The 24807-nt window shown below is 39.6% G+C and carries 19 protein-coding genes; 5 read left to right on the top strand and 14 right to left on the bottom strand.

Annotated features, from left to right (window positions below; genetic code table 11):
• Window positions 1–53: 53 nt before the first annotated feature.
• Window positions 54–1253, top strand: coding sequence for a peptidylprolyl isomerase (locus ACWPKD_RS13530; protein ID WP_455413223.1), 1200 nt, complete (start codon window positions 54–56; stop codon window positions 1251–1253).
• A gap of 76 nt (window positions 1254–1329) precedes the next feature.
• Here the strand turns inward: ACWPKD_RS13530 and ACWPKD_RS13525 are convergent, their stop codons facing one another.
• The 8 genes from ACWPKD_RS13525 to ACWPKD_RS13490 all read right to left on the bottom strand — a co-directional run bounded on the left by ACWPKD_RS13525 (window position 1330) and on the right by ACWPKD_RS13490 (window position 12481).
• A complete protein-coding gene (locus tag ACWPKD_RS13525) occupies window positions 1330–1767 on the bottom strand; it encodes a hypothetical protein (protein WP_455413222.1) in 438 nt (145 codons plus the stop codon).
• Window positions 1768–1909: 142 nt separating this feature from the next.
• Complete coding sequence (locus ACWPKD_RS13520) at window positions 1910–3088, bottom strand: AIR synthase related protein (RefSeq protein ID WP_455413221.1); 1179 nt, start codon at window positions 3086–3088, stop codon at window positions 1910–1912.
• A gap of 123 nt (window positions 3089–3211) precedes the next feature.
• Window positions 3212–3709 (bottom strand): hypothetical protein, encoded by a 498-nt coding sequence (locus ACWPKD_RS13515; protein WP_455413220.1) that lies wholly within the window; start codon window positions 3707–3709, stop codon window positions 3212–3214.
• Between the two features lie 106 nt (window positions 3710–3815).
• On the bottom strand, window positions 3816–4670 hold the full coding sequence (locus ACWPKD_RS13510) for an OmpA family protein (protein ID WP_455413219.1): 855 nt from the start codon (window positions 4668–4670) through the stop codon (window positions 3816–3818).
• A gap of 54 nt (window positions 4671–4724) precedes the next feature.
• A complete protein-coding gene (locus ACWPKD_RS13505; protein WP_455413218.1) occupies window positions 4725–5477 on the bottom strand; it encodes an OmpA family protein in 753 nt (250 codons plus the stop codon).
• A 571-nt stretch (window positions 5478–6048) separates the two neighbouring features.
• Window positions 6049–8238: a glutamine synthetase III family protein gene (locus ACWPKD_RS13500; protein ID WP_455413217.1), complete on the bottom strand. Its 2190-nt coding sequence runs from the start codon at window positions 8236–8238 to the stop codon at window positions 6049–6051.
• A gap of 184 nt (window positions 8239–8422) precedes the next feature.
• Window positions 8423–8947 carry a hypothetical protein gene (locus ACWPKD_RS13495; RefSeq protein WP_455413216.1) on the bottom strand — a complete coding sequence of 175 codons (525 nt, stop codon included), beginning with the start codon at window positions 8945–8947 and terminating at the stop codon, window positions 8423–8425.
• 108 nt (window positions 8948–9055) lie between these two features.
• Entirely contained in the window at window positions 9056–12481 is a 3426-nt protein-coding gene (locus tag ACWPKD_RS13490) for a methylmalonyl-CoA mutase family protein (RefSeq protein WP_455413215.1), read from the bottom strand.
• Between the two features lie 186 nt (window positions 12482–12667).
• On the opposite strand from ACWPKD_RS13490, the gene ACWPKD_RS13485 reads away from it, so the two are divergent.
• Both ACWPKD_RS13485 and ACWPKD_RS13480 read left to right on the top strand, forming a co-directional pair.
• Window positions 12668–14140, top strand: a complete 1473-nt coding sequence (locus ACWPKD_RS13485; RefSeq protein ID WP_455413214.1) for a M61 family metallopeptidase — start codon at window positions 12668–12670, stop codon at window positions 14138–14140.
• A 68-nt stretch (window positions 14141–14208) separates the two neighbouring features.
• Entirely contained in the window at window positions 14209–14463 is a 255-nt protein-coding gene (locus ACWPKD_RS13480; protein ID WP_455413213.1) for a 4a-hydroxytetrahydrobiopterin dehydratase, read from the top strand.
• Window positions 14464–14530: 67 nt separating this feature from the next.
• Here the strand turns inward: ACWPKD_RS13480 and ACWPKD_RS13475 are convergent, their stop codons facing one another.
• The 3 genes from ACWPKD_RS13475 to katG form a co-directional block, all read right to left on the bottom strand.
• Window positions 14531–17050 (bottom strand): tail fiber domain-containing protein, encoded by a 2520-nt coding sequence (locus ACWPKD_RS13475; protein ID WP_455413212.1) that lies wholly within the window; start codon window positions 17048–17050, stop codon window positions 14531–14533.
• A 234-nt stretch (window positions 17051–17284) separates the two neighbouring features.
• Window positions 17285–17941: a VOC family protein gene (locus ACWPKD_RS13470; RefSeq protein WP_455413211.1), complete on the bottom strand. Its 657-nt coding sequence runs from the start codon at window positions 17939–17941 to the stop codon at window positions 17285–17287.
• Between the two features lie 13 nt (window positions 17942–17954).
• The gene (katG, locus tag ACWPKD_RS13465; protein ID WP_455413210.1) at window positions 17955–20165 is read right to left on the bottom strand and encodes a catalase/peroxidase HPI; all 2211 of its coding nucleotides are present in this window, start codon (window positions 20163–20165) and stop codon (window positions 17955–17957) included.
• Between the two features lie 401 nt (window positions 20166–20566).
• On the opposite strand from katG, the gene ACWPKD_RS13460 reads away from it, so the two are divergent.
• Window positions 20567–21283 carry a DUF4197 domain-containing protein gene (locus ACWPKD_RS13460; protein WP_455413209.1) on the top strand — a complete coding sequence of 239 codons (717 nt, stop codon included), beginning with the start codon at window positions 20567–20569 and terminating at the stop codon, window positions 21281–21283.
• Between the two features lie 142 nt (window positions 21284–21425).
• On the opposite strand, the gene ACWPKD_RS13455 is transcribed toward ACWPKD_RS13460, so the two are convergent.
• The 3 genes from ACWPKD_RS13455 to pyrF are packed head-to-tail and all read right to left on the bottom strand — an operon-like array spanning window position 21426 to window position 23484.
• A complete protein-coding gene (locus ACWPKD_RS13455) occupies window positions 21426–22241 on the bottom strand; it encodes an ABC transporter substrate-binding protein (RefSeq protein WP_455413208.1) in 816 nt (271 codons plus the stop codon).
• Between the two features lie 4 nt (window positions 22242–22245).
• Entirely contained in the window at window positions 22246–22635 is a 390-nt protein-coding gene (locus tag ACWPKD_RS13450) for a DoxX family protein (RefSeq protein ID WP_455413207.1), read from the bottom strand.
• Between the two features lie 36 nt (window positions 22636–22671).
• Entirely contained in the window at window positions 22672–23484 is an 813-nt protein-coding gene (gene pyrF, locus ACWPKD_RS13445; protein WP_455413206.1) for an orotidine-5'-phosphate decarboxylase, read from the bottom strand.
• Between the two features lie 162 nt (window positions 23485–23646).
• Here pyrF and ACWPKD_RS13440 point away from each other — a divergent pair, with 162 nt between their 5' ends.
• On the top strand, window positions 23647–24795 hold the full coding sequence (locus tag ACWPKD_RS13440) for an AI-2E family transporter (RefSeq protein ID WP_455413205.1): 1149 nt from the start codon (window positions 23647–23649) through the stop codon (window positions 24793–24795).
• The last annotated feature ends 12 nt before the right edge of the window (window positions 24796–24807 follow it).

The raw sequence follows: 24807 nt of genomic DNA, 5'->3' as shown, positions 1-24807 counted from the left end.
AACCCTGAAAATCCCTGCATAATGCAAAAAGAGTAAGGTTAATGAACTATAAAATGAAAAACAAAATTCTACTTTTATTGTTTTTAGGTGTAATGAGCGGCTACGCACAAAAAGCCAAAACCACAGCAACAAAGAAAAAGGCTGTTGCCACAAAAACAGTAGTCAACAACAATAACGAAGGTATCTTTGCCGATATCGAAACCAACAAAGGAAAAATAACGGTTAAACTTGAATACAAGAAAACACCGATTACCGTTGCCAACTTCATATCACTGGCCGAAGGAACCAATACTATAGTTAGTGAAGCTTATAAAGGAAAACCTTATTACGACAATATTAAATTCCACCGTGTAATCAAAGACTTTATGATTCAGGGAGGTGATCCGTTAGGAAACGGTTCCGGAGATCCGGGTTATAAATTCAAGGATGAAATCGTTCCGGAATTAAAACACACTAAAGGCGGAATTTTGTCTATGGCCAACTCTGGTCCGGCAACCAACGGAAGCCAGTTTTTCATTACACACAAAGACACACCTTGGCTGGACGGAAGACACACTGTTTTCGGGGAAGTAACCCAGGGAATGGATGTGGTTAATAAAATTGAGCAAGGCGACAACATTGTAAAAATGACCATCATCCGCAAAGGAAAAGAGGCCCAGAAGTTCAATGCTCCTAAAATTTTTGCAGATTATTATGCCAACAAAGCAGAAGACGACAAAAAACAAGCTGCTTTAGAAGAAGAAAAAAGAAAGAAACAGGCTGAAGAACAGGCATTAAAAGACAAAGAATACGAAACCAAATACGGCCAGGTAATCCAAATGAAAAAAGCCGAATTTGACAAATTAAGAGCTACAGCTTCCAAAACAGCAAGCGGCTTACAATATGTAGTCACCAAAAAAGGAACCGGTGTAAAACCGGCAGCAGGTGCTCAGGTGCAAATTGGTTATGCCGGTTATTTTGAAAACGGAAAAATGTTTGACACCAGTTTTGAGGATGTGGCCAAAATGTACGGTAAACACGACCCGATGCGTGCACAACAAGGCGGATACAACGGATTTCCTTTTACCTATGGAAACAAAAACGGTTTAATACCTGGATTCATCGAAGCTTTGGAAAACCTGAACTTTGGTGACAAAGCAACCTTTTTCATCCCAGCCAATCTTGGTTACGGACAAAAAGGTGCCGGTACAGTTATCCCGCCAAATTCCAACTTGATTTTCGAAATCGAAATGACGGATCCGACGAAAAAATAACATCTTATAGGATAACAAAAAAGGCACAATGGTTTTTACTTTTGTGCCTTTTTTTATACCTCTTATTTTGTTTTGGTTATCCTGAAAACTTCCAGTCAAATTCGTCATAATTATTGAAAACGGCACCAACTTCCACTTTAGTTATTACACCAAATTCTGCGATAAGCATTAGCCAATTATCCTCATTAAAGTAACTTTCTATTCCGTCTTCTTCTACAATTTCCCATGTTTTATAATACTTCTCAGGCAATTCACTTTGTACTTCTTTAGGCAAACGCCCCATTATTTTTTTATCGAAAAGTGTTGTTTCCGGATCCGAAACTACTATATATCCTAAACGAAATTCTTCGTCGTCATAGAACGTAAGACGCACTTTGTGTTGGTTATACAAGTAAACAATATTTCCTTCTTCGTCTTTGAATTGCTTATTAGGCTTACCATACACAGCCACTACGTGTTGTTGCTGCATTCCGAAAACTAACTCGCCTACTCCGTTCTTGGGATTTATGTTCATGGTTTTAAATTTTTACAAAGGTAAGGTTTTTCGGGATGGTCAAAAATCATATTTTTACAATATTGAGATTTCAAAAAATTTAAAAAAAGAAAACAAATTTGATTCAGAGATAAAAAAAAACCCTCAGTTGAGGGATTTTCTTTTAATATTCAAATACTCCGTATTCCGAAGTGATTGTTAGCTTTTTATTTTCTGAGGCTTCTACCCTTCCAACAATTTGGGCTTCCACTCCGAAAGATTGTGAAATGGCAATGATATCTTCCGCAATATCCGACGGCACGTACAATTCCATACGATGTCCGCAGTTGAACACCTGATACATTTCTTTCCAATCCGTTTTGGATTGTTCCTGAATCAGCTTGAACAATGGCGGCACCGGGAACAAATTGTCTTTGATTACGTGTACATTGTCCACAAAATGAAGCACTTTAGTTTGCGCTCCACCGCTGCAATGCACCATTCCGTGAATCAGACCGGCAGAATATTTATTTAAGATCGCCTTGATGATCGGCGCATATGTTCTTGTTGGGGAAAGTACCAGTTTACCGGCATCTATCGGGGAACCTTCTACTTTATCCGTTAATTTTACGTTTCCGGAATATACTAAGTCGTTCGGTACCGAAGCGTCATAACTTTCAGGATATTTTTCAGCAAGGTATTTGGCGAAAACGTCGTGACGGGCAGAAGTCAATCCGTTGCTTCCCATACCGCCATTATATGATTTTTCATAATTTGCCTGACCGTAAGAAGCCAAACCAACAATCACATCGCCCGGCTGAATATGCGCATTATCCACAACTTGTGAACGTTTCATGCGTGCTGTTACCGTTGAATCTACAATAATCGTTCTGACTAAATCACCAACATCGGCAGTTTCCCCACCTGTGGAATGAATTGTTACGCCATATTCTTTTAATTCAGCGATCAACTCTTCTGTTCCGTTAATAATAGCAGAGATTACTTCGCCCGGAATAAGGTTTTTATTTCTTCCGATAGTAGACGAAAGCATAATGTTATCCGTAGCGCCCACACAAAGCAAATCATCAATATTCATGATCAAAGCATCTTGTGCAATGCCTTTCCAAACAGACATGTCACCGGTTTCTTTCCAGTACATATAGGCCAAAGACGATTTTGTACCGGCTCCGTCCGCATGCATGATAAGACAATAATGGTCGTCATTGGTTAAATGATCGGGAACAATTTTGCAGAAAGCTTTCGGGAACAATCCCTTATCAATGTTTTTGATGGCGTTGTGCACATCTTCTTTGGAAGCCGAAACTCCACGAAGATTATAACGTTGGCTGTTATCAGAACTCATGTAGCAAGTTTGTGTTGTTGTGGGGCAAAGGTAAAAATAAGTTATAAGTTATGCGTGATAAGTGATAAGTTTTTTAATCCGTTTAACTAAAAGCAGAAAGCAAACATACCAACACAACTTAAGCTACATTGTACCCGCCGTCATAGACATATAATAATTTGCACAGTGCAATGAATTCAGCAACAATAATTCTTTATCAGGGAAAGCATCAAAGGTGTCAGAGATTGTAATCGCATACTCATAATTCATTTTGCTCCATTTCAAATGTGGCTTCATCACTATAAGTTCAACACCTTCCTGGTCGGCAAGGATAAATGAATCCTTAAAAAAACCTCTGTGCTTAAAAACATAATCTTTCTCCGATCCGTTAAAGTAAGTCTGCACGATAATTTCTCCGTTCCAGTTCATTTTGAATTCCAGCAGTACCTTTTCCCCGTCTTTAATTTCAATTGTGGTTCCCCAAAAACCTTTCGGCACAACCTGATAACTGGATTGGTTTGCAATTTCTATTACAGCATTGAACTTAAACCAACTCTGGTAAGTGAGTTTACCAATCAGCCTGTCGTCCTTGGTCACATCGAAGGATAAGGAGTTGTTTATTTTTGCCTGATATTCTGTCATAGCAATGTGAATTTAGCTGAATATAATTTGAATGTACACAACTGATAAATATTCTCAACTTCCCTTTTGACTTATCACTTATCACTTATCCCTTTTCACTTATTCATTACTTGCTCAAAATCATAATCTCCACACGACGGTTGGCCGCTGCCTGTTCTTGGTTAGCTTCAGGAATCGGGTAACGCGGATGGGAAACCCCAAATCCTTTCACTTTTATCCTGTTGTTCGGAATGCTGTTGGACTGCAACACCCTTCTTACCTGTTTGGCTCTTTCTAATGATAAATTGCGTCGGTCGGCATCTGTACAGCAAATGTGTCCCTGTATTTCGATGCGCATTTTAGGATATTTATCCAAAACCATCAACAGTTCATCTATTGCGGGTTTGGAAGTTGGGATTATACCGAAGGAATTCAGGTAAAAATAGATATTTCTCAATTCGATTCGCGTACCCGGGCGGGACAGCTTAATCTTTTCTTCCAAAGTGGCATTCGGCGGAAAATTCATATCCGCTTCTTCGATGGGAACGATTTGTTCGTCTGTAAGTTCTGCAGGTTTGATCCCCAGAATTTCGTTTTCCCTTGCCAAATCTTTTGACAAGATATAATGAATAACCACTTTACGGTTTTCAGCTTTTATTTTAGACTGGTTAAACGTTTCGCCAAAACTTCTGGTCTTGAAGTCTTCACGGATTTTCACTTTATTGTTCAGTATGATTCCGTGAATAAAATTCACCCTTCTTTGCGAAAGGGAATCGTTATGGGCTGTGGTCCCTACTTCATCAGCATAACCGTTGATGGCAACCACTTTAGAATCTTTATTGCCGGCAATCCAGGCCGCAAGCAAATCGGATTGTTTCTTGGTCAACTCGTGTTTATTAGTATCAAAATAAACCGTAAACTTCTCCTGAGCAGTTACCAGTACAGAAAAGAAAAGCATCAGAAGCAAGTGTGTCTTTTTCATGATTAAATGTTTTAAACGAATAAACGAAATTTATATGAATTATAACGCGTTTTACTAATTTTCTAGTATCTGAATTTCCACTCTTCTGTTCTCGTCTTTTTCAAATTCATTTTTCTCCGGAATGGGATACAAGGGCTGTGTATTTCCGAATCCTTTGTACGACAATCTGTTTTTATCGATCCCATTGTTTATCAGGAAATTGTAAACCGTCCTGCAGCGCAAAGTGGATATATCATCTGCATCGGATACGAGCTGGCAACAGATATGTCCTTGAATATCTATTTTCAGTTTTGGGTTTTTCTTCATGATGCTGAGCAATTCTGTTAAAACTGGCCGCGACTTAGGCACCACTACTCCGGAATGGTTGTAAAAATTCAAGTTTCGTAAACGCAGTTTGTCCCCTACTTTCAATTGTTGGATTTTCTCGGAGAGTTTCAGCTCTTTTTTCTGATAATAAATAACCACTTTACGGTTTTCGGCTTGAACGGAAGATTGTTCAAAACGCTTTCCGAATCCTTTCTTTTCCAGTTTTTCAGAAAGGGAAATTTTTTGTTCCTGAAGTTTTTTCACTACCGAATTTATCCGACGAACCGCTAATTGATCATTGTATTCGTGTGAACCAACGCTGTCGCAAAAACCATGAAGCTGCAACACTTCAATATCCTTATTCTGTTGAAGCCATTCGTCTAATTTGACCGTAGATTCGGAATTGACTTCGTGTATATCAAAGTCAAAGTAAACTGTCATTTTCTCCTGCGAAAATCCACTCAGGAAGACCAGTAAAATAAGGTAAAAGCTGTTTTTCATCTTGCTGTAAATTCGGACAGAAAAATAGCAAAAAAAGAAAAGCACTCCCTTAAAAATTTTAAGAAAATGCTTTTCCAACTAAAAAACAAGTTAATGGATCCGAATTTAAAAAAGTGAGACAGACAGCATCTGTCTCACTTTCCTCTATGGGTTTGTTTGTTTCTGAGTACAGGCAAAACAACAAATTACCGAATTTTTAACACAATCCCTGTGTTGATTCTTTTCCGCTAAAGGCAAAAAAGAAAAATTGCGGTTTTAACCTGTTCGTTTAACGATTTAAAAAAATCGTGTACCTTATGTGATTAACCCATAAAGATATCAACAATAAAAAAATTATTCAACTGTGTAAGGGGAGTTCGTAACAATTTCCGTAGTATAAAATTGTCATTGGAAGAAGAATCTTGTGGTTGATTCATGAGTCAAATTTAGAACAAAAAAACATACGGGTAAAATAATTAAACAGCTATTTTTCAGGAAATTACAATTATTCTACCAAGCGTTAAAAAAAGCAGCCGAAGTGCATAAAAAAACCTCCCGAAGGAGGTTTTCAAAATAAATATAAACAAACAGATTATTTTGTAAACAATAATTCTCTGTATTTAGTTAACGTCCAGATTTCGTCATCCACTAATAGCTCCAACTTATCGCAGTGGCTTCTGATGATGTCAAAATAAGGTTTTACTTTATCGCAATAGGCATCCGCCATTTTCTCCGTGCTGGTAAGATTGTTTGCTTTCTTACGTTCTTCGGTCATCGCTTCCACATTGGTGTTAATGCCTTCGATATGTTCTGAAATTTCTTTGATCAATCCGATTTGCTCTTTCGCAATCTTTTCAAAATCTTTTCCGAAAATTTCTTTTAACCCTTTTACGTTTTCGATTAACGTATTTTGATATTTAATAGCTGTCGGAATTACGTGGTTACGGGCAATATCTCCTAAAACACGTCCTTCAATCTGAATTTTTTTAGTGTACTCTTCCAATTCGATTTCATAACGCGATTCTACCTCAACGTGGTTCATAACGTTCATTTCTCCGAAAAGAGCAATAGCTTTTTTAGAAACTTTCGCTTTTAACGCCTTTGGAGTTGTTTTATGATTACTCAATCCGCGTTTTTTCGCTTCTTTTTCCCAAGCATCGCTGTAACCGTCACCTTCGAACAAGATAGCTTTGGTCTCCTTGATGTATTCTCTTAAAACATTGAAGATTGCATCGTCTTTCTTCATGTCTTTTTTCTCGATTAAAGCATCTACTTCCACTTTAAAATCTTTCAATTGTTTTGCAACGATTGTATTTAAAGTAGTCATTGAAACCGCACAGTTTGCAGAAGAACCTACCGCTCTGAACTCGAATTTGTTTCCGGTGAAAGCAAATGGAGATGTTCTGTTTCTATCTGTATTATCCAACAAAACGTCTGGTAATTTTCCAACTACGTTTAGTTTTAAATCGGTTTTTTCTTCCGGAGATAATTTTCCGTTGGAAACACCTTCTAATTCTAATAATACCTTAGTCAATTGTTGTCCGATGAAAACGGAGATAATTGCCGGTGGCGCTTCGTTAGCACCTAAACGGTGATCATTACTTGCAGAAGCAATTGACGCTCTTAACAGTTCTTCATAATCATGAACTGCTTTAATCGTATTGATAAAGAAAGTCAGGAATTGTAAGTTACTCATTGGTGTTTTACCGGGACTTAACAGGTTGATACCTGTATCCGTTGCCAATGACCAGTTATTGTGCTTACCTGAACCGTTTACACCTTTGAATGGTTTTTCATGGAACAACACTTTAAAATCATGACGCTCTGCTACTTTCTGCATTACATCCATCAATAAAGAATTGTGGTCAACCGCTAAATTGGTTTCTTCAAAAATAGGAGCCAACTCAAACTGATTTGGAGCCACTTCGTTATGACGTGTTTTTACAGGGATTCCCAATAACATACATTCATTTTCCAAATCCCTCATATATTGTAACACACGCGTTGGAATCGAACCAAAATAATGATCGTCCAATTGTTGTCCTTTAGAAGAGGTATGTCCTAACAAAGTTCTTCCAGTCGCTAAAATATCCGGACGTGAATAGGCTAAAGCACTATCAACTAAGAAATATTCCTGCTCCCAACCTAAAGTAGGTGTGATTTTTTTAACGTTTTTATCAAAATATTTAGCTACATCTGTTGCAGCTGTATCAATTGCATGTAGAGCTCTTAATAAAGGTGTTTTGTTATCTAAAGCCTCACCAGTATAAGAGATGAAAACTGTAGGGATACATAAAGTAGTTCCGAAGATGAATGCTGGAGAGGTTGGATCCCAAGCCGTATAACCACGAGCTTCGAATGTATTACGGATTCCACCGTTCGGGAACGAGGATGCATCCGGTTCTTGCTGTACTAACTGGCTTCCACCAAATTTCTCTACAGGGTCGCTACCGTCCATTGACGTTTCAAAGAAAGCATCGTGTTTTTCAGCAGTTGTACCTGTTAAAGGCTGGAACCAGTGGGTATAGTGGGTTACTCCTTTTGACAATGCCCACTCTTTCATTCCCATGGCGATGTACTCAGCCAGTTTACGATCGATTTTAGTTCCGAACTCAATTGCGCTCTTTACCGCTTTGTAAGCTTCCGGAGTTAAAAATTGTCGCATTGCTTTGTCACCAAAAACGTTGCTACCGAAAATCGCTGATTTTCTATCCAATTCTTCTACCGTTACCGGCTTTCTGTCTGTGGCTTTTTCCAAGGCCTTAAAACGAAATGTTGACATAAAGTTCTGTTTTTAGATTTATACCCTCTAATTTTATGATGCAAAAATATAAAATTTTACAACACAAACACAATACCCTATAAAAAAATAGGGGTGACTGTCGAAATTAATTTTTAAAACCAACAGCACCCCTAAATCAATCAACTTATATCCATAAAAAAAACCGTCTTGCGACGGTTTCTGTTTATTTTGCAATTTTCACAATTTTGGACTCATCTATATTAAAGTGTTTAATCACTTCATTATAGTTATTCAAATCCACCTCTTTGGCATTTTTGTTTCCAAAGTAAGCCGGAATAACAACCACTCTGAATATCTGGTTATCGGTCCATGCGGAAGAAAGCGTATTCAAATCAAAATTAGCATCCAGAAACACCCTGGCATCTGTTGTGGTAAAATCAAAGTTATAATCCAATTCGCCACCGGCACTGAAATAATAGGTCTGCGGCATTAATCGCCAAACATCCTGTCCGCCGCTTACCTCATATAAATGATAAACCAAAACCATATCAGAGGTATAGGTAGCATGAGGAAAGTCTAATAAAACACTGTATCCGTTGCCGGGATGAAAATCCACATTGGTATACTCCCAAACTTCACTTATGGTGTCATTATCAATAACATCTTCATGTACAACTTCCTCTCTAACGCAACTCTGCGTCATCAACATTCCGCTAATCAACGCAAAAAATAATATAATTCTTCTCATGGTTTAATAATTTATGTTCTGGTTAAAAGTATAATTCAATAGTCGTGCCAAAAATTACGATAACAAAAAAAAGGCCTCAAAATTGAGACCTTTTATAGCTTTTAAAAACTACATATTTCTTCGGTACTGCCCTCCCACTTCAAATAAAGCCGAAGTAATCTGACCTAACGAACAAACTTTTGTAGCATCCATTAATTTTTCAAAAATATTATGGTTTTGAATCGCCGCTTCCTGAATAATACCCAGTTGCTCTTCCACTTTATCCTTATTAGCAGTGTGAAGGTGATCCAACATTACAATCTGATATTGTTTCTCTTCCTCAGTCGCACGGATAACTTCCGCCGGAACCACTGTTGGAGAACCTTTAGAACTTAAGAAGGTATTTACCCCAATGATTGGGAATTCACCGGTATGTTTCAAGGTTTCATAATACAAAGACTCTTCCTGGATTTTAGAACGTTGGTACATGGTTTCCATTGCTCCAAGTACACCGCCCCTTTCCGTGATTCTGTCGAATTCCTGTAAAACAGCCTCTTCCACCAAATCCGTTAATTCTTCAATGATGAATGAACCTTGGATTGGATTTTCGTTTTTCGCCAATCCTAATTCCTTATTGATAATCAACTGAATAGCCATCGCACGACGTACCGATTCTTCCGTTGGCGTGGTAATCGCCTCGTCATACGCATTGGTATGCAACGAGTTACAGTTATCGTAAATCGCATACAACGCCTGTAAGGTTGTACGGATATCATTGAAGTCAATTTCCTGCGCGTGCAACGAACGTCCTGAAGTCTGGATGTGGTATTTCAACATCTGAGCTCTTTCGTTCGCTCCGTATTTATTTTTCAATGCTTTTGCCCAGATTTTACGCGCCACACGACCGATTACCGCATATTCCGGATCAATACCGTTCGAGAAGAAGAACGACAAGTTCGGACCGAAATCGTTGATATTCATGCCGCGGCTTAAATAGTATTCCACGTAAGTGAAACCGTTTGCCAGCGTAAATGCCAACTGAGTGATAGGATTGGCTCCGGCTTCCGCAATATGGTAACCCGAAATCGAAACCGAATAGAAGTTACGAACATTCTCTTTAATAAAATATTCCTGAACGTCACCCATCAAACGAAGCGCGAATTCCGTAGAGAAAATACAGGTATTCTGTGCCTGGTCTTCTTTTAAGATATCAGCCTGAACCGTTCCACGAACCTGCGCTAAAGTTTTAATTTTGATATCGTTATAAACATCAGCAGGTAAAACCTCATCTCCGGTAACACCTAAAAGCATCAACCCTAAACCATCGTTCCCGGCAGGTAAATCACCTTGGTAATGCGGACGTTCTACACCTTTTTGCTTATAAATAGCGTTGATTTTAGCTTCAACTTCTTTTTCTAAGCCGTTTTCTTTGATGTATTTTTCACAGTTCTGATCGATTGCCGCATTCATAAAGAATCCTAACAACATCGGCGCCGGACCATTAATGGTCATTGAAACCGAAGTCATTGCGTGGCTCAAATCGAAACCTGAGTATAATTTTTTAGCATCATCCAAACAACAGATGGAAACTCCAGCATTACCAATTTTTCCATAAATATCCGGACGAACATGTGGATCATTTCCATACAACGTTACACTGTCAAAAGCAGTCGACAAACGTTTTGCAGGTAAACCGGCGCTCACGTAATGGAAACGCTTATTGGTTCTTTCCGGCCCGCCTTCTCCGGCAAACATACGCGATGGATCTTCCCCTTCACGTTTGAACGGATACAATCCTGATGCGAACGGGAATTCACCCGGAACATTTTCCTGTAAGTTCCATTTTAGGATATCGCCCCAAGCCTGGTATTTTGGCAACGCTACTTTTGGGATTTGAGAATGCGATAAACTCTCCGTATGGGTTGCAATTTTAATTTCCTTATCCCGTACTTTAAACGAGTAAACCGGATTTTTATATTTGTTTACTTTTTCATCCCAAGTTAAAATGATTTCCCAGTTGTACGGATCTAAATTCATTTTTACGCGGTCGAATTCTTTGGTCAGTAACGATAAAAATTCTTTCTTGTCCGGTGAATGATTTAAGGATTCTTCAACAATTCCTGCTTTATCAATTTTAGGTACTCTTCCGGATACCGTTTCAACCGTTTTGAAAATTCCGTATAATTTCTGCGCTACATCAACCTGTGAAAGTGCTGTTTCATCATATTTACGGTTGTTTTCCGCAATTTCAGACAAATAACGGGTTCTGTGCGGCGGAATCACGAAGATCTTCTCACTCATTTCACGCGTAATTTCAAACGTGGAATGCAAATCGATACCTGTTTTCTCTACAATTTTATCCATGATGGATTTGTAAAGCGTGTTCATACCTGGGTCGTTAAATTGTGAAGCAATCGTTCCGAAAACCGGCATTTTATCTGGATCAACGTCCCATAAATTATGGTTACGCTGGTATTGTTTTTTCACATCGCGGATAGCGTCTAAAGCGCCACGTTTGTCGAATTTGTTCAACGCTACCAAATCGGCAAAATCTAACATATCGATTTTTTCTAACTGAGTAGCCGCACCAAATTCCGGTGTCATTACATATAACGAAACATCGGAGTGGTCCATGATTTCCGTATCCGACTGACCAATACCGGAAGTTTCCAAAACAATCAAATCGTATTTGGCTGCTTTCAACACTTCAATCGCTTCCTGAACGTATTTCGACAACGCCAAATTTGATTGACGGGTTGCCAACGAACGCATGTAAACCCTAGGATTATTGATGGCATTCATACGGATTCTGTCTCCTAAAAGCGCACCGCCTGTTTTACGTTTTGAAGGGTCAACAGAAATCAATCCGATGGTTTTTTCAGGGAAATCGATCAAGAAACGACGTACCAACTCATCTACTAATGATGATTTTCCGGCACCTCCTGTTCCTGTGATTCCAAGAACCGGGGTTTTACTGTCCTGGTTTATTTTATAAATCATGTCCAAAGCAGGTTTTGCCACTTCAGGAAAATTCTCTGCAGAGGAAATCACGCGCGCAATCGCTGTTGGATTTTTATCTTCCAAATGACTTACTTCGCCATTTAATTTATCCCCAACTGGAAAATCCGAACGTTGTACCAAATCATTAATCATGCCTTGTAACCCCAATTCACGACCGTCATCCGGAGCATAAATTCTTTCGATACCGTATTCGTGCAATTCCGAAATTTCAGAAGGAAGGATTACGCCACCTCCACCACCGAAGATTTTAATATGACCTGCTCCTTTTTCGTTAAGCAAATCGTACATGTATTTGAAATATTCGTTGTGACCTCCTTGGTACGAAGTCATTGCAATCGCATTGGCATCTTCCTGAATAGCAGTATTTACCACTTCTTCCACACTTCTGTCATGTCCTAAGTGAATTACCTCAACACCGGTCGCCTGAATGATACGGCGCATAATGTTGATGGCTGCATCGTGTCCGTCAAATAACGACGCTGCAGTTACAATTCTAACTTTATTCTTAGGTTGATAGGGTTGTTGTTGTTCCATTTTGGGTAATAAATTTGAGGCTGCAATTTACGCATTTCTGAAAAAGTAACCACTTAAAAATTAAATTCTTCTGCACAAAAAAAAGACCTTCTGTAACAAAAACGTTTTTGACTCGTCTTTAGGTTATCATCGGACGGATTTCGTAAGATGAAATCATCAATCAAAAAAATCAATTAAAAGTCAACTATGAAAAAGCATCTTTTTCTACTCTTTGGATTACTCTTCACTTTCAACATCTTTTCACAAAACGCCAGCTACAAACTCGATTTCATCAGACAACAACAAAACATACTGCATGTAAAAGCTGAGCTTGATTTGACCCAAGCCAAAAACCGATTCTATATGATGACCCACGGTTCGGAAACAAATCCGCAAGGGGAAGCCAAATTTCTAAAAAACCTGACGGCTAAAAATGCCAAAGGTCAACTGCAAACCATTAAAGACTTAGGCGAAGAAACCTGGGAAATCCAATCGCCAACCCACGGAAAATACACAATTGAATACGACATTCTATTGCAGCACGATTCTGAAAACTGGGACCATTGCGGAGGCATCGACGAAGTGGCTTACCGTGTTCCCGAAGGACTATTCTTCACTGGTTATTCCTTATTCATGGCGCCCGATGTCCCTTCACTTGCCGATATCAAAAAGGTAACTGTTGATTTCAAATTACCACAAAACTGGAAAGCTTCCACCCCTTGGATTAAAAACACTAAAGCCAATAGTTTCACAGTAAATGAAGATATTCGTTTTTTACTGAACAACTGCCTTTTTGTGGGAACACATCAGGAAAAGGAAATCAAATTGGGTGATTTTGAATTGCTGTTCGCTTTAGGAAATTCAATGAAAGCCAGCGAAGACCAGTTCATCGAATTGATGCAACCGATTATTGAAGCCACCACCAATGTTTTCAAAGGTTCGCCTAAGAAAAAATACCTGATTGTGGTAAACGAAAACAACCGCCTAACCGACGGAAGTGCTTTTAGAACCAGTTTCAGCCAAATCATCAAAGGGAAAGTAAACAAAAACAGCCGTACCAATTGGGGGCATATCATGGCGCACGAAACAATTCACCTCTGGAACGGACACACTTTAATTCCGGATGGGCAGGAAGAATGGTTCAAGGAAGGTTTTACCGATTATCTGACCAATATTCTATTAACCCGAACCAAAATTATAGACGAAGCCATTTTTTACAAACGTTTTGAAAACGTGATTACCAAATACAACTTCAGCCGCGATTACCTGCAAAACAAACTGAGTGTTCGTGAGGCCGGAAACCATAAAAATGAAAACCGCTACCTGGTGTATGGCGGCGGCGAATTGGTAGCCTTAGGCTTGGATATTGAAATTCGAAAAGCAACCAACAACACCAAAAGCCTTGATGATTTGTTTGCCGGTTTGTATGATGAATTTGCAAAAAACAATAAGCCTTATACACTAAATGATATAATTGCCGTGACCAACAAGCTCACCAATAAAAATCTACAATGGTTTTTTGATGATTATGTTACGGGAGTAAAACGCATTCCGGTTACGGAGTATTTGGCCGCGATGGGTTTACAACTGGATGGTTTTCTGGAAGAAGTTTACATTTCCCCCATTGAAAACCCGAGCGCGGAACAACTTACATACAAAAAAGGGATTTTAGGGCTGTAACCAAACTATTTACTTGGTCAATTTGCGTATCTTTAAGTATCAAAACACAACTTAAAAAAGACATTCTTATGGCGACGCAAAATAAATCCGAATGGACAGAAGCAAACAACATGCTGTACAAAAAATTTGTTTTTACTGATTTTTCAGAAGCTTTTGGCTTTATGACCCGGGTAGCACTTGTGGCCCAGCAACTTGACCATCATCCAACATGGACCAATACCTGGAACAAAGTGGAAATCTGGCTTTCTACGCATTCTGCCGGTGATCTGGTTACTATGAAAGACCGTGAACTGGCCGCTGAAATCGATCGTTTGATTTATTGATTTTTGATATTGAAAAAACGCTGTAAAACCTAAGTCCTACAGCGTTTTTATTATTTTTCAGTGTTCCTTATTTTGAACCTTCACTGACAGTACTGTTCAAGATGCTTTTTATTTGTGCTACATCTGCTTCAGTTTGTGATAATCGTTTATTCATGTCTGCATTATCAGCTTTAAGATTACGAATCTGAGTTTCCTGCTGGTTGATGATTTTGATAAGCTCTTGTGTAGCAGAGATATTAAGCGTAGAAAGTGCTTCATAATCTACAGTGTGGAAATCCTTCACTTCTCGTCCGTAAACAAATACTTTTCCTTCATCATTCAAAGCAATATTAAAACCGTATTCATCCGCCTGAAGCACTTCTGCCATTTCAGTTCTGTTCTCGAAAACCAATTTTACACGATCGCCTTTTTGCAGCGTGTTTTTCAGAATAATTCTTCCGTCTTTAATTTTAGCAATCGAATAGATATCCGGAATTATATCTGTAATTTTTGATACTGCCTGCGGATAAACTTTCTCAACTTGTTGCGCAATTACTTTCTTGTTCAATCCAGTTCCTTTACCAATTGAGTCTTTAAACGTATAGTCGGTAATTTGGATTTTATTTAGTGTTTCAAGATCTTTACTACTATTAGAAATGCCTTTGATGTTTTTAATTCTTTTATCTGAAAAGGCATTGAATTCGGTAGCAGCTATCTTTCCAGAAGCATAAATAGAATAGCCCGAAGTTCCTGAACTTGTTCCTGTAGTACCATCGGATTGCAAATAACCATAAGAAAGTGTACTATCCTGTGTTCCGATGATAACCAGTTTTGCTTGTATTGGAGCCGTACTTCCAATACCTACATTGCCATTACTGTGGATACGCATTCTTTCAGTAAAACCTGTACCAACGACAGAAGTAAAAAAGCGATGATTTCCGTCAGTATCCCAACCATTAGAACCAGCCATAAAATCAACAGAAAAGTTCCATGAAGTATTGATTTTCGAACCGTTATCACCCCAATCAGTCAATAAGATTTTCTCAACATTGTCAGGGCTGTTCATGTATAATGTTCCGGACTCAATTATTTGACCTCCTTTAATATGCAATCTTGAAGCCGGAGCATTAGTACCAATTCCAAAATTTCCAGCAGTCGTCATTCTTGCTGTTTCTGTTGAGTTAGTTTTAATTACCAAATCTTTAGCATCAGTAGTTCCAAGAAAATTTGTTGCTGGATTAGTTCCTGAATTACCGGTAGCAGACCAGTCGTTAGTTATCCCTGGTACACTTCCCCAAACACCTGTTCCTAATAAAACCTGTGATGCAGTTCCTGCTGCAAGTGGCGTCAAAGTACCATTAGTATCAGCCTGTACCATTCTTGTTCCTGTTCCGGCTAGTGATGACGTTCTAATATCACCTACAACTTCAAGCTCTTCAGTTGGTGACGTAGTTCCGATCCCCACTTTCACTGCATCGGCACCTGTACCACCTAAAACCATACTACTACTTGTGGACACTTTAGCATTATAACCGATTGCAGAAGCATTAGAGAGCCCCGAAGTAGTCACATCGGCACTACTTCCCAATGCCATATTATTTGACCCGGTTGTATTAGTATACATGGCATTTAAACCCAAAGCCACATTGTTGTTCCCTGTATTATTAAGCCCCATTGCCTGAAATCCCATTGCGGTGTTACTTCCACCTGTAGTATTGGTGTGCATTGCGCTTACACCCACAGCAGTATTTTGAATAGCTGTGGTGGAAAACAATAAGGCATACTTACCAAAACCGGTATTATTACTTCCCGTGGTGATATTCAGTAAGGTTTCATTTCCCATTGCGGTATTGTTACCCCCAGTGGTATTTTTGCTTAAGGCAGCATATCCTACAGCCGTATTACTTGAACCGGTAGTAGTTGCTTTCAAAGCTTCAAAACCTACAGCAGTACCTCTGATACCAGTATAATTCTGAAGCGCATTATATCCAACGGCTGTTGCGCCATTTGAAGTATTGTTCTGTAATGCTTGGTATCCGATACCCGTATTAAATGTTGACGTTGTATTTGTTTGACCTGCATTTAAACCGATAAAGGTATTCCTGTTATCTGAGAGGTCATCGTTAGCACCGGCACCTTCACCAACAAATACGGAATTACCGGTATTCAGAGTTTCTATCTGTCCTTTAGTAGTAAATCGGGTTCTGAGAATATTATTGGTTCTGATATCCAAAGCCTGAGCGTCGGTTGTACCAATGAAATTAGTTCCCGATGCGGTGCCTATATTACCTGTTAGTGCCCAACCACTTGTTGATGAAGCCAAGCCGATCCACGTTGAAGTGGTATTGTCCCAATAATAAAATCCGGGTGGTTTGATTCCAACGGTGGTAGTCAGAAACACCATCATACCGTTTTGCGCTGTAGTTGGGTTTGTTACCGGAAAAGCGTCAATTTTTGGAATTAAAATACCATCGGTGTTTGTGGGAGCCGCCTGATTACTGGATTTTATCTCAAGCTGTGCTTGGGGAGTTGTGGTATTGATACCGACTTGCCCAACTGCTGTGCTAAAAGACAATATAAAAAGTAACTTATACAATTGCTTTCTCATTAGGAAAATTTTGGTTTTATAACTTTGACGACAAAATTCTTTTATTCTTGCGCTAAAACCTATTATTTTTTTTAAAGAAAGACAAGAAACTCTTAAATCAAAAGAAAACAACCTGTAAATCAAAGACTTAAATTTGCAAAAAACAAAAAAACAAAAAACAACAATTAAAGCAATCAATAATTCCTGTTCAGTAAAATAAAAAACACATAACAGTATGTTATTAAGGATATTTATTCACTCAAAACTCAACTGAAAAACCTTACCTTCCATTTCAAAAATCACTTTGGTCCAAAACGATATTGCCGTTTGTTCCGTTGGATACCAATGGCGGTTTAGAGACGAAACGATAAACAAACCGTGATCATCACCCAACACTGAAAAATTTTCTCTCTTGGGTTGTTTTTCGAAGAAATCCGTGCCGTACATAAAATTGACTTCATCGCAAAAAGTCAGTACATCCAGAACGGCAAAACCAATTTCGCTGATCTTCAAAAAAGAATTTGCATCAAAGGAATTATTACAAATGTTGAGCAAATCATACCGCACGATGCCTTCCAGTATATTACCATTGTTATCGTAGAAATAAAAAGATTTGGCATTCCAGTTACTGAAATCCACAATGAATTTGTCTTTCTCGTACGGAATCAGTTCGGCTTTGCTCCGCACCCACTCCAATCCTTCTTCCAGTTGGTTTTCAGGAATATCGAATGCAAAATGATACACCGGTTTTTGAAGTCTTTCCGTCTGATGAAACCACAGCTTGGAAATCCCCACTTCAAAACAAAGAAGTTCATCCGTTTGTTCCACTACCTTAAAACCTAGCTTTTCCTTGTAAAAGAATTCGGTTTCACGGAGGGAATCGGTCAACAGATGAACTTCCAATAGTTGCATAATATCAATATCGTTAAGCTAAATCAAAACGATCGAGCTGCATCACTTTATTCCAGGCCGCAATAAAATCACTGATGAATTTCTCCCCACCGTCAGAGCTGGCATACACTTCGGCAATCGCTCTCAGTTCGGAATTGGACCCAAAAACCAAATCAGCTCTTGTTCCCGTCCATTTCAGTTCGTTGTTGGCACGGCCCCGTCCTTCAAAAAATTCCTGATGTTCGTCGGTAGCTTTCCAGACCGTGTCCATATCCAGAAGGTTCACGAAGAAATCATTTGACAAGGTCTCCGGACGATTGGTAAACACCCCCAGCTTGGAATGGTCAAAATTTGTGTTCAACACCCGCATCCCGCCTATAAGAACGGTCAACTCCGGTGCTGTCAGTGTTAACAATTGGGCTTTATCCACTAATAAGGCTTCCGTTGCAACCGCGAATTTCGCTTTCAGGTAATTGCGGAATCCGTCTGCTTTCGGTTCCAAAACAGCAAAGGAATCAATATCGGTTTGTTCCTGAGAAGCGTCCATGCGCCCCGGTGCAAAAGGAACCTTTATATTGTGTCCTGCATTTTTGGCTGCTTTTTCGATACCGGCACATCCGCCCAAAACAATCATATCAGCCAAAGACACTTTTTTACGATCAGATTGACCTGCAATAAATCCTTGCTGAATACCTTCGAGCGTATCCAAAACTTTTGACAATTGTGATGGATTGTTTACTGCCCAATGTTTCTGCGGAGACAAACGAATACGCGCTCCATTAGCACCGCCGCGTTTATCAGATCCTCTGAAAGTGGATGCCGAAGCCCAAGCCGTGGAAACCAATTCTCCAACCGAAAGACCGGAATCCAGTATTTTCGCTTTCAAAAAGGCGATGTCGCTTTCAGAAATCAGTTCATGATCGACCGCCGGGATCGGATCTTGCCAGATTAAGGCTTCTTTTGGTACTTCATCCCCTAAATAACGTGCTAAAGGTCCCATATCGCGATGTGTCAACTTAAACCAGGCTCTGGCAAAAGCGTCAGCAAACTGATCTGGATTTTCATAGAAACGTCGTGAAATTTTTTCATAGGCAGGATCGAAACGCAACGAAAGATCGGTGGTCAGCATCATCGGCGCATGTTTTTTGGAGGCATCATGCGCATCCGGTATGGTTCCGGCTCCTGCTCCGTTTTTAGCTACCCATTGATGAGCACCGGCAGGACTTTTAGTCAATTCCCACTCGTAATTAAACAAGTTGGCAAAGAAATGATTACTCCATTTTGTAGGTGTAGGCGTCCAGGTTACTTCAGGTCCTCCTGTGATGGTGTCGCCGGCTTTACCTGAACCGTGTTTGTTCACCCAGCCAAGTCCTTGTAATTCAATTCCGGCTGCCTCAGGCTCCGGACCTACCAGGGAATCGTCTCCGGCACCATGTGCTTTACCAAAAGTGTGACCGCCTGCTATGAGCGCTACGGTTTCTTCATCGTTCATCGCCATACGGGCAAAGGTTTCACGAATGTCTCTTGCCGCCGCAATCGGGTCGGGATTACCGTTAGGCCCTTGCGGATTTACGTAAATCAGTCCCATCTGTACAGCAGCCAGCGGATTTTCTAAATCTCTGTCTCCGGAATACCGCTTGTCTTCCAGCCAGACATTTTCTGAACCCCAATAGACATCTTCTTCCGGTTCCCAGACATCTTCACGGCCACCGGCAAAACCAAACGTTTTAAAGCCCATGGATTCCAAAGCGACATTTCCGGCAAGGATCATTAAATCGGCCCAGGAAATTTTCTGTCCGTATTTCTGTTTGATGGACCAAAGCAAACGACGGGCTTTATCCAAATTGGCATTGTCCGGCCAACTGTTTAAAGGTGCAAAACGCTGCTGCCCTGTACCGCCTCCGCCACGACCGTCACCAATCCTGTAGGTTCCGGCACTGTGCCAGGCCATTCGGATGAAAAGCGGGCCATAGTGTCCGAAATCGGCGGGCCACCACTCTTGTGAATCGGTCATTAAATCGGTAAGGTCTTTTTTAAGCGCCTGAAGGTCTAAGGTTTTAAAAGCTTCCGCGTAGTTGAATTTGTTATCCAGCGGATTGGAAAGCGAAGAATTTTGCCGCAGGATGTTTAATTTTAACTGATTCGGCCACCAATCACGGTTTCCGGTTCCGTTGCCGGCTGCATTCTGGTTACCTGCCGCACCGGAAAAAGGGCATTTACCGTTGTTGTTAGAACTGTTTTCCATATTGTAAAGTATATTAGAAGATGACTATTTCCTTTTCAATCAAACAACTGTAAACCAAAAATTTACAATCATTAAATTTACCTAAAATTACCCAATTGAGAAAGATAAATCTGATAAATCAAATTGATTGTTTTTATTTTTTCATAATCAAAAACTATTTACTCATACTGTTATTCCGTTTTGTGAGTGTTACCATGAATACGGCAATTCCTTTTCAGACAACTTGAACGGAATGAAAAAAACAAATTAAAGCACCCTTTTCAGCTTTTTTAAAAAATTGTCAATCAAATTATTATGCTTTATATTCGTGGATTCGTGACTGTTTTTCTAATGTATTAAACATATTTACTAAAATTTGGCATCATGTTTGCCTATCTTTAAAAAACTAAATCTATTACTATATGAAAAAGATAATCTTACTTTTCGCTTTTGTACCGTTTTTAGGTTGCGCCGAAATGCAACAGGTAATGCAGCAATTACCGCAAACCCAAGGAATTTTAACACAGGGAGAAATCGCTTCCGGCCTAAAAGAAGCCCTAAACAAAGGAATCGACAAACAAGTGGTAAAACTGACCAATGTGGACGGTTTTTATAAAAATGAAATGGTAAAGATTTTATTGCCGGAAGAATTAAAAAAAGTAGATAAAACACTTCGCGATATCGGAATGAGCAAACTGGCGGATGAAGGTTTGAAAATGATGAACCGTGCCGCGGAAGATGCCGTAAAAGAATCTACGCCAATTTTCGTGGATGCCATAAAAGGAATGTCTTTCACCGATGCCAAAAACATTTTAATGGGCGATGACCGTTCGGCTACGACTTATTTACAAAATACGACCTCATCGGCTTTGTATACTAAATTCAGCCCGGTGATTAAAAATTCCTATGCAAAAGTAGGTGCGGATAAGGTTTGGACACAGATCATCAACAAATACAACAGCATACCGTTAGTGAAAAAAGTAAATCCGGATTTAACCGATTATACCACTAACAAAGCTATGGAAGGTGTTTTCAAAATGATCGCGGTGGAAGAAAAAGACATCAGAAACAATTTCGCTGCCAGAACCACAGACTTATTGAAAAAAGTGTTCTCGCTACAAGATAATAAAACGAACTAACTTTTTAGTTTTCAATAAGATACATATAACAATTCCTTAACATTAAGTGTTAAAAAATTATCGGAACTTTGTTTCATAATAAATAGTTTCTCATTTGGTTAGGGTTAGTTAAAAAGAATTCCACGCTTTCGGGCGTGGTTTTTTAGTTTAAAGGCAAACGGTTTCGCAACTGCTTAAAATACTCAAAAGCCTTTACCAGCCTGCTTCCGTACCAAGAAAACATTTCTCCGTCGACAAAAATCGTAGTGGCATGATGCGTGTGTCGTCCTAACTCAAAAGCATGCTCATCTTTAAACGGATAAGGTTCCGAAGACAGCAAAATCAAATCCGGATCACCCTGAATACGCATTTTCTGAATCACGATTTCCGGATAACGCCCTTCGTATTTAGGATGGTTGTCGTAGATATTTTTGAATTTGTTCAGCTTCAGCAGTTCGTTGATAAAATTATCACCGCCGGCCACCATATAAGGGTTCGCCCAAATAAAATAAGCCACTTTTTTAACTTCTTTGTCTTCGATGAAGCTTTTAAAATCTTCTAAGGCAAAATTGGTTTTATTAATCCATTTCTGGGCATTGGTGCGCTTGTTGAACAACTGACCGAAATCTTCGATCATCTTCAGATTGTCTTCAATGGTGATGATATTGGTCACCCAAACCGGACAGATCTCTTTTAAAGATGCTACTATTTCAAGGGTGTTTTCTTCTTTGTTGGCAATGATAATATCGGGATTTAACGCCTTTATCTTATCGATTTTAACCTGCTTTGTCCCGCCGATTATCGTTTTTGTAGATTTCAAATGAAACGGATGCACACAGAATTTGGTAATCCCGACCAGGCTTTCTTCCAGACCCATATCGTATAAAAGTTCGGTCTGGGAAGGCACTAACGAAATGATTCGCTTCGGGGTTTCGGCAAATTTGTGGACAGTTCCAAGTTGGTCGGTAAAAGTTTTCAATGAATTATGCTTTAGTTTTTGTGAAAGATAGGCCGTTAGGGTAAGCAATCGCCAACAGGACGGCTATCAGTAAAAAATTGAACTCAACACCGTTTCGGCCACCACCAACTACATACCATCCGTCGGGCAAATGCACCATAAAAATACCCACAACTAAAATGAATATCGTCACCCAGGCAGCTGGTTTCAAATATCGGTTCGCTAAAAGTAAAACGGCAGCAGCTGTGTGCGACAACTTAATCGCCCAGGCAATCACCAATCCGAACGGTGCAAAACCCTGAGTATCCAAATACAATTTTCCGAAATCATTGATTCCGTTGTTGAACATCCCGGGAACACTGTGCAGTATCAAAATGACAGCAACTGCTATACGAAGAAGTAAATTACCTGACATTACATTTGTATTTGAAACGTTATCAGACAAATATAACTATTTCAGAATTTCAGCCATTTCCTGCTGTAATTTTAAGGCTTCGGTTCTTGCTTTTTCAGCAAAATCAGTTCCGTTGGATGCATAAATAATCCCTCTTGAAGAATTGATCAGCAAACCAACATTGTCGCTCATACCATATTTGCATACATCTGACAAGCTTCCTCCCTGAGCTCCGACACCGGGAACCAAAAAGAAACTGTCCGGTAGCATTTTACGGATTTCGGTGAAGTATTCCGCTTTGGTTGCCCCAACCACATACATCAGGTTTTGGGAATTTTTCCAGCCTTTTGAGGTTTCGATTACGGTTTTGTACAACTCCTTGCCTTCCACATTTTTAGTCTGAAAATCAAAAGCTCCCTCGTTAGAGGTTAGCGCCAACATAATGGTATGTTTATTCTCAAATGCTAAAAAAGGTTCAACCGAATCTTTCCCCATATACGGCGCTACGGTTACCGAATCGAAATTCAGGTCTTCGAAAAACGCTTTGGCATACATGGAAGACGTGTTTCCGATGTCTCCGCGTTTAGCATCAGCTATTGTGAAAATCTCCGGATACTTTTCATTGATGTAGTTGATGGTTTTCTGCAACGACATCCAGCCTTTCAACCCGTAGGCTTCATAAAATGCAGTATTCGGTTTATAAGAAACACACAAATCATGCGTAGCATCGATAATGGCTTTGTTGAATTCGAAAATCGGGTCTTCGGTTTGCAGTAAATGCTGTGGAATTTTGTTCAGATCGACATCCAGACCAATACATAAAAACGATTTTTTAGTTTGAATCTGCTGAATGAGTTGTTGTGTAGTCATGGTCTTGTTTTGTAGCGCAAAGTTACAAGGTTAAACGGTAAATGTCAAAATTTTATAACATTCTCCCGAGATTATATAACAAACCATGGGCAACACGGCTATACCTTTGTTAAAACAGTAAATCAGCAAAGCCGTTACTCTCCATTTTTATCTGCACAACCCATGAACAGTGAACTTATGAAAGCCTCCGACTATAATCCGCAACTTGCTTATAATCTGTTCTGCTTCATTGCAATTATTTTCATATTGCACCTACTCAAACCGGTAATTGTGCCGTTGCTTTTCGCCATTATTTTAAGCATACTGGTTTATCCGGCAGTAACCTTTCTGGAGCGAAAATGGCGTTTTAACCGGATTGCCTCCACCCTTACGGCAGTATTACTGATTATTACGCTATTTGTCAGTTTGTTTACTTTCATCGGTTTTCAGATAAAAGATGTGCTGGAGAAATCCGATGTCTATGTTACGCGACTGGCCGAAATCACTAATCAGACACTTCAATACACGGAAGACAATTTCGGCATCGACAAAAAGGAAATCCTCTCCGACAGAAGCCTGAAACTTGAAAACCTCATCAAAAACAATTTTTACAGAATCAGCGATTTTGTAACACAATCGGGAGAATTCATCAGTGATTTATTCCTAATCCCGCTCTATATTTTCTTTATGCTGCTTTACCGGAAATTCTTCGTGGAATTCGTGCACAAGGCTTTTCCGAAAAAAGACAACGCCTACCTGAACATTATTCTGAAGAAAATCTACGAAACCCAGCAAAACTATCTGAGCGGCCTTTCCATAGTCATGCTGATTGTGGCGCTGCTGAACAGTTTGGGATTATGGATTCTTGGCATTGAAAACCCTTTCTTCTATGGCTTTTTAGGCGCTTTATTGTTGCTGATTCCTTATATCGGTATCATTATCGGAGCGCTGTTGCCCGCTTTTATTGCTTTGGCTACTAAAGATTCTGCCTGGTACGCCGTTGGCGTGATTGGTGTTTTCACATTCGTCCAGTTTCTGGAAGGTAATTTTATCACGCCGAAAATTACGGGTTCGAAAATAAGTATTAACGCTTTTGTCTGCATCCTTGCTTTAGTGCTTTTTGCAATACTTTGGGGAATTACAGGCATGGTACTGGCGCTTCCTGTCACGGCGACGGTGAAAATCATCTTCGATCAGATTCCTTCACTGCAACCTTATGGATTTCTTATGGGAGAACCCGACAGTAAGTATTTAAGAAGCAAAGCCTTAACCCGACTGATGAAATGGCGAAAAATACGGGCCCGAAAAGCACAACATCCAACCGCAAATTGATTATCCGATGAC

Source organism: Flavobacterium pedocola (assembly GCF_053764385.1).
The sequence above is the reverse complement of the archived record's forward strand: the minus strand, read 5'-3'. Positions and strand labels throughout refer to the sequence as shown.

Bases quoted from the DNA above. Each gene is read 5' to 3' on its own strand.
- ACWPKD_RS13490 (WP_455413215.1), bottom strand. From the start codon at position 12,481: ATGGAACAACAACAACCCTATCAACCTAAGAATAAAGTTAGAATTGTA.
- ACWPKD_RS13475 (WP_455413212.1), bottom strand. From the start codon at position 17,050: ATGAGAAAGCAATTGTATAAGTTACTTTTTATATTGTCTTTTAGCACA.
- ACWPKD_RS13460 (WP_455413209.1), top strand. From the start codon at position 20,567: ATGAAAAAGATAATCTTACTTTTCGCTTTTGTACCGTTTTTAGGTTGC.
- ACWPKD_RS13530 (WP_455413223.1), top strand. From the start codon at position 54: ATGAAAAACAAAATTCTACTTTTATTGTTTTTAGGTGTAATGAGCGGC.
- ACWPKD_RS13440 (WP_455413205.1), top strand. From the start codon at position 23,647: ATGAACAGTGAACTTATGAAAGCCTCCGACTATAATCCGCAACTTGCT.
- ACWPKD_RS13525 (WP_455413222.1), bottom strand. From the start codon at position 1,767: ATGAACATAAATCCCAAGAACGGAGTAGGCGAGTTAGTTTTCGGAATG.
- ACWPKD_RS13505 (WP_455413218.1), bottom strand. From the start codon at position 5,477: ATGAAAAACAGCTTTTACCTTATTTTACTGGTCTTCCTGAGTGGATTT.
- ACWPKD_RS13495 (WP_455413216.1), bottom strand. From the start codon at position 8,947: ATGAGAAGAATTATATTATTTTTTGCGTTGATTAGCGGAATGTTGATG.
- ACWPKD_RS13515 (WP_455413220.1), bottom strand. From the start codon at position 3,709: ATGACAGAATATCAGGCAAAAATAAACAACTCCTTATCCTTCGATGTG.
- katG (WP_455413210.1), bottom strand. From the start codon at position 20,165: ATGGAAAACAGTTCTAACAACAACGGTAAATGCCCTTTTTCCGGTGCG.
- ACWPKD_RS13500 (WP_455413217.1), bottom strand. From the start codon at position 8,238: ATGTCAACATTTCGTTTTAAGGCCTTGGAAAAAGCCACAGACAGAAAG.
- ACWPKD_RS13480 (WP_455413213.1), top strand. From the start codon at position 14,209: ATGGCGACGCAAAATAAATCCGAATGGACAGAAGCAAACAACATGCTG.
- ACWPKD_RS13520 (WP_455413221.1), bottom strand. From the start codon at position 3,088: ATGAGTTCTGATAACAGCCAACGTTATAATCTTCGTGGAGTTTCGGCT.
- pyrF (WP_455413206.1), bottom strand. From the start codon at position 23,484: ATGACTACACAACAACTCATTCAGCAGATTCAAACTAAAAAATCGTTT.
- ACWPKD_RS13450 (WP_455413207.1), bottom strand. From the start codon at position 22,635: ATGTCAGGTAATTTACTTCTTCGTATAGCAGTTGCTGTCATTTTGATA.
- ACWPKD_RS13470 (WP_455413211.1), bottom strand. From the start codon at position 17,941: ATGCAACTATTGGAAGTTCATCTGTTGACCGATTCCCTCCGTGAAACC.
- ACWPKD_RS13485 (WP_455413214.1), top strand. From the start codon at position 12,668: ATGAAAAAGCATCTTTTTCTACTCTTTGGATTACTCTTCACTTTCAAC.
- ACWPKD_RS13510 (WP_455413219.1), bottom strand. From the start codon at position 4,670: ATGAAAAAGACACACTTGCTTCTGATGCTTTTCTTTTCTGTACTGGTA.